At 64.5% G+C, this 5,950-nt stretch carries 7 protein-coding genes and 1 pseudogene; 4 read left to right on the forward strand and 4 right to left on the reverse strand.

The genetic code is table 11. The features are described from left to right. Positions 1-1,606, forward strand: a 1,606-nt coding sequence (locus VG320_RS27115) for a penicillin-binding protein 1A (protein WP_327203156.1), incomplete at its 5' end; no start/stop codon positions are given. 88 nt (positions 1,607-1,694) lie between these two features. On the opposite strand, the gene cyaY is transcribed toward VG320_RS27115, so the two are convergent. Beyond that, positions 1,695-2,012, reverse strand: coding sequence for an iron donor protein CyaY (gene cyaY, locus VG320_RS27120; RefSeq protein ID WP_327203157.1), 318 nt, complete (start codon positions 2,010-2,012; stop codon positions 1,695-1,697). A 53-nt stretch (positions 2,013-2,065) separates the two neighbouring features. On the opposite strand from cyaY, the pseudogene lptM reads away from it, so the two are divergent. The 3 genes and pseudogenes from lptM to lysA all read left to right on the forward strand — a co-directional run. Next, a pseudogene (lptM, locus tag VG320_RS27125) lies at positions 2,066-2,170 on the forward strand (LPS translocon maturation chaperone LptM); the annotation flags it as partial. Continuing rightward, positions 2,171-2,377, forward strand: a complete 207-nt coding sequence (locus tag VG320_RS27130; RefSeq protein ID WP_327203162.1) for a hypothetical protein — start codon at positions 2,171-2,173, stop codon at positions 2,375-2,377. It begins immediately after the preceding pseudogene. Positions 2,378-2,423: 46 nt separating this feature from the next. Next, the gene (lysA, locus tag VG320_RS27135) at positions 2,424-3,695 is read left to right on the forward strand and encodes a diaminopimelate decarboxylase (RefSeq protein ID WP_327203158.1); all 1,272 of its coding nucleotides are present in this window, start codon (positions 2,424-2,426) and stop codon (positions 3,693-3,695) included. Positions 3,696-3,761: 66 nt separating this feature from the next. Here the strand turns inward: lysA and msrQ are convergent, their stop codons facing one another. The 3 genes from msrQ to ccsA all read right to left on the reverse strand — a co-directional run. Beyond that, positions 3,762-4,445, reverse strand: a complete 684-nt coding sequence (msrQ, locus tag VG320_RS27140; RefSeq protein ID WP_414696130.1) for a protein-methionine-sulfoxide reductase heme-binding subunit MsrQ — start codon at positions 4,443-4,445, stop codon at positions 3,762-3,764. 9 nt (positions 4,446-4,454) lie between these two features. Beyond that, positions 4,455-5,465 (reverse strand): protein-methionine-sulfoxide reductase catalytic subunit MsrP, encoded by a 1,011-nt coding sequence (msrP, locus tag VG320_RS27145; RefSeq protein ID WP_327203160.1) that lies wholly within the window; start codon positions 5,463-5,465, stop codon positions 4,455-4,457. A 151-nt stretch (positions 5,466-5,616) separates the two neighbouring features. Further along, positions 5,617-5,950: cytochrome c biogenesis protein CcsA (gene ccsA, locus VG320_RS27150; RefSeq protein ID WP_327203161.1), on the reverse strand; the 334-nt coding region annotated here is incomplete at its 5' end.

The following is a 5,950-nucleotide window of genomic DNA, read 5'->3' on the forward strand; positions in this document are numbered from 1 at the left end:
GGAATTCAGCGTGCACGCCGAATACGTGGCGGAAATGGTGCGTCAGATGATGTACGCGCAGTACCACGAAGAGGCCTACACGCGTGGTCTGAACGTGGTCACGACGATCGATTCCGCCGATCAGGACGTCGCCTACCGCGCGCTGCGCAAGGGGCTGATGGACTATGAGCGCCGTCACGGTTATCGCGGCCCCGAAGCCTTCATCGACCTGCCCAGCGACGCCGACGACCGCGAACAGGCCATCGACGACGCCCTCCTCGAACACCCGGATAACGGCGAGCTGGTGGCAGCCGTGGTCACGGCTGCCAACCCCAGGGAAGTCAAGGCGACCTTCATGGACGGCAACACCGCCAGCATCGTCGGCGACGGCCTGCGCTTCGCGCAATACAACCTGAGCGCGCGCGCGCAGCCGAGCCAGAAGATCCGCCCCGGCGCGATCATCCGCGTGGCGCGCAACAACGCCGGCGAATGGTCGATCACGCAGTTGCCGCAGATCGAAGGCGCGTTTGTTTCGGTCGTGCCGCAGGACGGCGCGATCCGCGCGCTGGTGGGCGGCTTCGACTTCAACAAGAACAAGTTCAACCACGTCACCCAGGCGTGGCGCCAGCCGGGTTCGAGCTTCAAGCCGTTCATCTATTCGGCGTCGCTCGACAAGGGTCTGGGACCGGCCACCGTCATCAATGACGCGCCGCTCTTCTTCAGCGCCGCGGAAACCGGCGGCCAGGCGTGGGAGCCGAAGAACTACGGCGGCGGCTTCGACGGCCCGATGAGCATGCGCACCGCGCTCATGAAGTCGAAGAACCTCGTGTCGATCCGCATCCTCAACCACATCGGCACGAAGTACGCACAGCAGTACATCACGCACTTCGGTTTCGACGCCGATCGCCACCCGGCCTATCTGCCGATGGCGCTGGGCGCTGGCCTCGTCACGCCGCTGCAGATGGCAGGCGGCTATGCGGTGTTCGCCAACGGCGGCTATCGCGTCAATCCGTATCTGATCGCCGAAGTCACCGACCAGCGCGGCATGGTGGTCGCACAGGCGCAGCCGCTCGTGGCCGAACAGAACGCGCCGCGCGCGATCGATCCGCGCAACGCGTACATCATGAACAGCCTGTTGCAGAGCGTCGCGCAGCGCGGCACGGGCGCGAAGTCCAACGCCCTCAAGCGCACGGATCTCGGCGGCAAAACGGGCACGACCAACGATTCGCGCGACGCGTGGTTCGCGGGCTATCAGCACACGCTCACGGCGATTGCGTGGATCGGCTACGACAATCCGCGCAGCCTGGGCGACAAGGAAACCGGCGGCGGTCTCGCCCTGCCCGTGTGGATCGACTACATGCAGAAGGCGCTCAACGGCGTGCCCGAGTACAAGATGCCGATGCCCGACGGCATCGTCACGCTCGGCGACGAGTTGTATTACGCCGATACCACGCCAGGACACGGTTTCGTCTCGACCGTGGGCATCAGCCAGGCGGCGCTACAGGCGGCAGCGGGCGGCAGTTCGGCCTCGGGTGGCGACGCCGCCGATACGGGCGCGGCAACGGAACCCCAGCAGGTCAACGCCAAGGAAAAAGAGGACATCATGAACCTGTTCCGCGGGCATTGAAGCGCTCAGCGGGCCAAACGCCGGAAAGCAAAACGGGCACCCGAAGGTGCCCGTTTTTCATTCGCGCGTCTGAAACGTCGCTACGACATCACGGCACGAATTTCACCGGCTCGCCGGCCTGCTCGGTCGAGTAGGCGGTGAGCGCCGAGAAAAACTCGGTGCCGGTGCGCGTGTCGAGCCACTGCCCGTCGATGAAGCGGTAGTGGAATCCGCCCGCTTTCGCAGCGATCCAGATTTCCTTCATCGGCGGCTGCAGGTTGACGATGATCTTCGTGCGGTTCTCGAATTCGAGCGTCAGAACATTGCCGCTACGTTCGAGTTCGATGTCGGCATCGGCCTCGTCCACAGCGCGTTCCACCGCCGCCAGCACGGCCTCCGCGCGGCTCAGGTAGTCACTATCTGCCATGCTAAACTCCACCAGTTAATCATTCAGGGACAATTATGCGTGTCAATTCCCGGATGCGCGCACGGGCATCCCGCGTTTCGACGTCCGCCGCGATTCTAGCCGCTTTCGCGCTTGGCGCAGTGTCGCTCACCGGTTGCGGCCAGAAAGGCCCGCTTTACATGCCGACCGTGCCGCCGATGCCGCAGAAGCCGAACTTCGAGACGCAGCCCGCCGATCAAGCGCGCGCAGGCTCGGACGCCGAAGCCGGCTCGATTCCCGACACCTCGGGCACGCCGCTTTCGCTGTCGCCGGACACCGAACTGAATTCCGCCCCCGCGTCGGCCTCGGCTGCGCAACCGGCTTCCGCTGCCGCACCGGCGCAGTAAGCCGCCCGTCCAGCAAGCAGTCCATCACCCGCAACCGATTCTCCGCATGACTCAGCCCGCTTTCCACCGCGTCGACGGCACGCTCTTCGTCGAAGGCGTATCCGCCGCCGATCTCGCCGCGCAGCACGGCACGCCGCTCTACGTCTACTCGCGCGCCGCGCTCACCGCAACGTGGCACGCCTACGCGGACGCCTGCTCGGGCCGCCGCGCCTCGGTGCACGTCGCGGTCAAGGCGAACAGCAATCTCGCCGTGCTCAACGTGTTCGCGCGCGAAGGCGCGGGCTTCGACATCGTCTCGGGCGGCGAGCTTGCGCGCGTGCTGGCCGCAGGCGGCAAAGCCGCCAACACGGTGTTCTCGGGCGTGGGCAAGCATGCCGACGAAATGAAAACCGCGCTGGACGCGGGCGTGAAGTGCTTCAACGTCGAATCGATTCCCGAACTCGACCGCCTGAACGCAGTGGCGGGCGCACTCGGCAAGAAAGCGCCGGTGTCGCTGCGCGTGAACCCGGACGTCGACGCGAAGACGCACCCCTACATCTCCACGGGCCTGAAGTCGAACAAGTTCGGCATCGCCTTTGAAGACGCGCGCGCGACCTACCGCGCGGCGGCGGCCATGCCCAATCTGCAGGTCGTTGGCATCGACTGCCATATCGGCTCGCAGATCACCGAAGTCGCGCCGTATCTGGACGCCATCGACAAGGTGCTCGAACTGGTCGACCAGATCGAGACGGACGGTATCGCGATCCATCATATCGACGTGGGCGGCGGTCTCGGCATCCGTTATGACGACGAAACGCCGCCCGATATCGGCGCGTTTGTGCGCACGGTGCTCGATCGCATCGACGCGCATGGCGCGAAGACCGGCAAGTCGCGCGAGGTCTGGTTCGAGCCGGGCCGCTCGCTGGTCGGCAACGCGGGCATCCTGCTCACCACGGTCGAATTCCTGAAGCCGGGCGCGGAAAAGAACTTCGCCATCGTCGATGCGGCGATGAACGATCTCGCGCGCCCCGCGATGTACGAGGCCTATCACGCCATCGAACCGGTCACGCCGCGCGCGGGCGAGGCGCACGCGTACGACATCGTCGGCCCGGTGTGCGAGAGCGGCGACTGGCTGGGCCGCGACCGCACGCTTGCGCTGGAAGCCGGCGACGTGCTGGCGATCCGCTCGGCGGGCGCTTACGGTTTCACGATGAGCTCGAACTACAACACGCGTCCGCGTGCAGCCGAACTGCTGGTCGACGGCACGCGCGTGCATGTGGCGCGCGAGCGCGAGACCGTGCAGCAGCTTTTCGCAGGCGAGCATCTGCTGCCGGATTGAGCTTGAGTTCTCACCAATAAAAAAGCGACGCCCCGTGCGTCGCTTTTTTATTGCCGGCGCGCTTTCCTACACACTGCGCGTCCTGACGCGCGCCGTCAGCCAGACGACTAGCCGCCAGCCGAGCAGCGCCAGCATGATCGCGCCATAGATCTTCGGCAGAACCAGATCGTGTTTGCCCGCCTTCATCCACCAGAAGTGCAGGATTGCGAGCACGCCGATCGCGTAGATCAGGCGATGCAGGCTCTGCCAGCGGCGGCCGAGCTTGCGCACCATCGCTTTGGTCGAAGTTGCGGCCAGCGGAATCAGCAGCACGAAGGCCGCAAAACCCACCGTGATGAAGGGCCGCTTGCCGATGTCCTTGAGCATCGCGGCCACGTCGAACCATTTGTCGAACCAGATGTAAGTGGTGAAATGCAGCGCCGCGTAGAAGAACGCGTAGAGGCCCAGCATGCGCCGAAAGCGCAGCAGCGCGTTCCAGCCGGTGAGCCGCCGCAACGGCGTAACCGCCAGCGTGATGCAAAGAAACACGAGCGTCCACAGCCCCGTCGAGCGCGTGATGAATTCGATCGGGTTCGCGCCCAGCCGGTCGGTCACGCCGAAGAACACGATGCGCGCGAGCGGATACCACGCCGCGACGAACACCGCGACTTTCGCCCAGCGCAGCCAGCGCGGGCCCGTCGTTGCGCTCCTCGTGTTCGCCTGCTGCACGCTTTTGGCGCGACGCTCTGCTGTGGTCGTCGATTCCATCATCCGATTCCGTCAGAAGTTCTTGCGCAGATCCATGCCCTGATACATCGACGCCACCAGATCGCCGTAACCGTTGAACATCAGCGTCTTGCGCTTGGGCGTGAAAAAACCGTCCTCGCCGATACGCCGCTCGGTCGCCTGGCTCCAGCGCGGGTGATCGACGTTCGGGTTCACGTTCGAGAAAAAGCCGTATTCGTTCGACGCGTAGGTGTTCCAGCTGGTCGGCGGCTGCTTCTCCACGAAGCGGATCTTGACCAGCGACTTCGCGCTCTTGAAGCCGTATTTCCACGGCAGCACCATGCGCACGGGCGCGCCGTTCTGGTTCGGCAGTACCTGGCCGTACAGCCCGACCGTGAGCAGCGTGAGCGGATTCATCGCCTCGTCCATGCGCAGCCCTTCGGAATACGGCCAGTCGAGGATCGGCTCGGCCAGACCCGGCATCTGCGAGCGGTCGGCGAGCGTGATGAACTGCACGTATTTCGCGTTGCCGGTGGGCTGCGCGCGCTTGATCAGCTCGGACAGCGAAATGCCGACCCACGGAATCACCATCGACCAGCCTTCCACGCAGCGGTGGCGGTACACGCGCTCTTCAAGCGGCGCGAGCTTGAGGATGTCGTCGATATCGTAGACCTTGGGGTTCTTGATCTCGCCTTCCACGCTCACCTTCCACGGGCGCGGGCGCAGCGTGTGGGCGTTTTGCGCCGGATCGCCCTTGTCGGTGCCGAACTCGTAGAAGTTGTTATAGGTCGTCACGTCCTTGAACGGCGTGGCCTTGTCGAGCGCGACGAACTTCGCGTTGGTTCTGGCGGCGAGCTTGATGGCCTTCGGGTCCGGCGACGCGTATTCGGCGAAAGCGTCGCGCGGATCGAACAACCCCATCCCCGCCCCCACACCGCCAAGCGCGAGCGCACCTGTCGCCTTCATGAAGCGCCGACGCTGTTCGAACACTTTTTGCGGCGTGATCTCGTGCGCGGCGATGTCGTCGCCGTTGAGGATGATCCTGCTGCTGCGCTTGATCCACATATCCCGTACTCCCGTCGATCCACGTTCCAAAGACCTGCAAAGACCTCTATCAGCGCTAACGCACGCAATCCGGAATCCTTCCCGCCAGAATGAAAAAAACCGCCGGTGCGCGAGGCATCCGGCGGTTAATTCGTTCCGAGGTCGGATTCGGTTACAGCTTGCCGTAACTATGCAGACCCGACAGGAACATATTTACGCCCAGGAAGGCGAAGGTCGTGACGAGCAGGCCCGTGAGCGCCCACCACGCCGCCACGCCGCCGCGCAGCCCCTTCATCAGCCGCATATGCAGCCAGGCCGCGTAGTTGAGCCAGACGATCAGCGCCCAGGTTTCCTTCGGGTCCCAGCTCCAGTAGCCGCCCCAGGCCTCTGCCGCCCACAACGCGCCGAGGATGGTGGCGATGGTGAAGAAGGTAAAGCCGACAGCGATCGCCTTGTACATCACATCGTCCAGCACTTCCAGCGTCGGCAGGCGATCAACCAGGTAG

It is taken from the genome of Paraburkholderia sp., from assembly GCF_035948235.1.
Lineage (GTDB): Bacteria > Pseudomonadota > Gammaproteobacteria > Burkholderiales > Burkholderiaceae > Paraburkholderia.

Coding starts and splice junctions, on each gene's coding strand:
- msrP (WP_327203160.1), bottom strand. CDS start 5,465: ATGTGGATCAAGCGCAGCAGCAGGATCATCCTCAACGGCGACGACATC.
- cyaY (WP_327203157.1), bottom strand. CDS start 2,012: ATGGCAGATAGTGACTACCTGAGCCGCGCGGAGGCCGTGCTGGCGGCG.
- lysA (WP_327203158.1), top strand. CDS start 2,424: ATGACTCAGCCCGCTTTCCACCGCGTCGACGGCACGCTCTTCGTCGAA.
- VG320_RS27130 (WP_327203162.1), top strand. CDS start 2,171: ATGCCGACCGTGCCGCCGATGCCGCAGAAGCCGAACTTCGAGACGCAG.
- msrQ (WP_414696130.1), bottom strand. CDS start 4,445: ATGATGGAATCGACGACCACAGCAGAGCGTCGCGCCAAAAGCGTGCAG.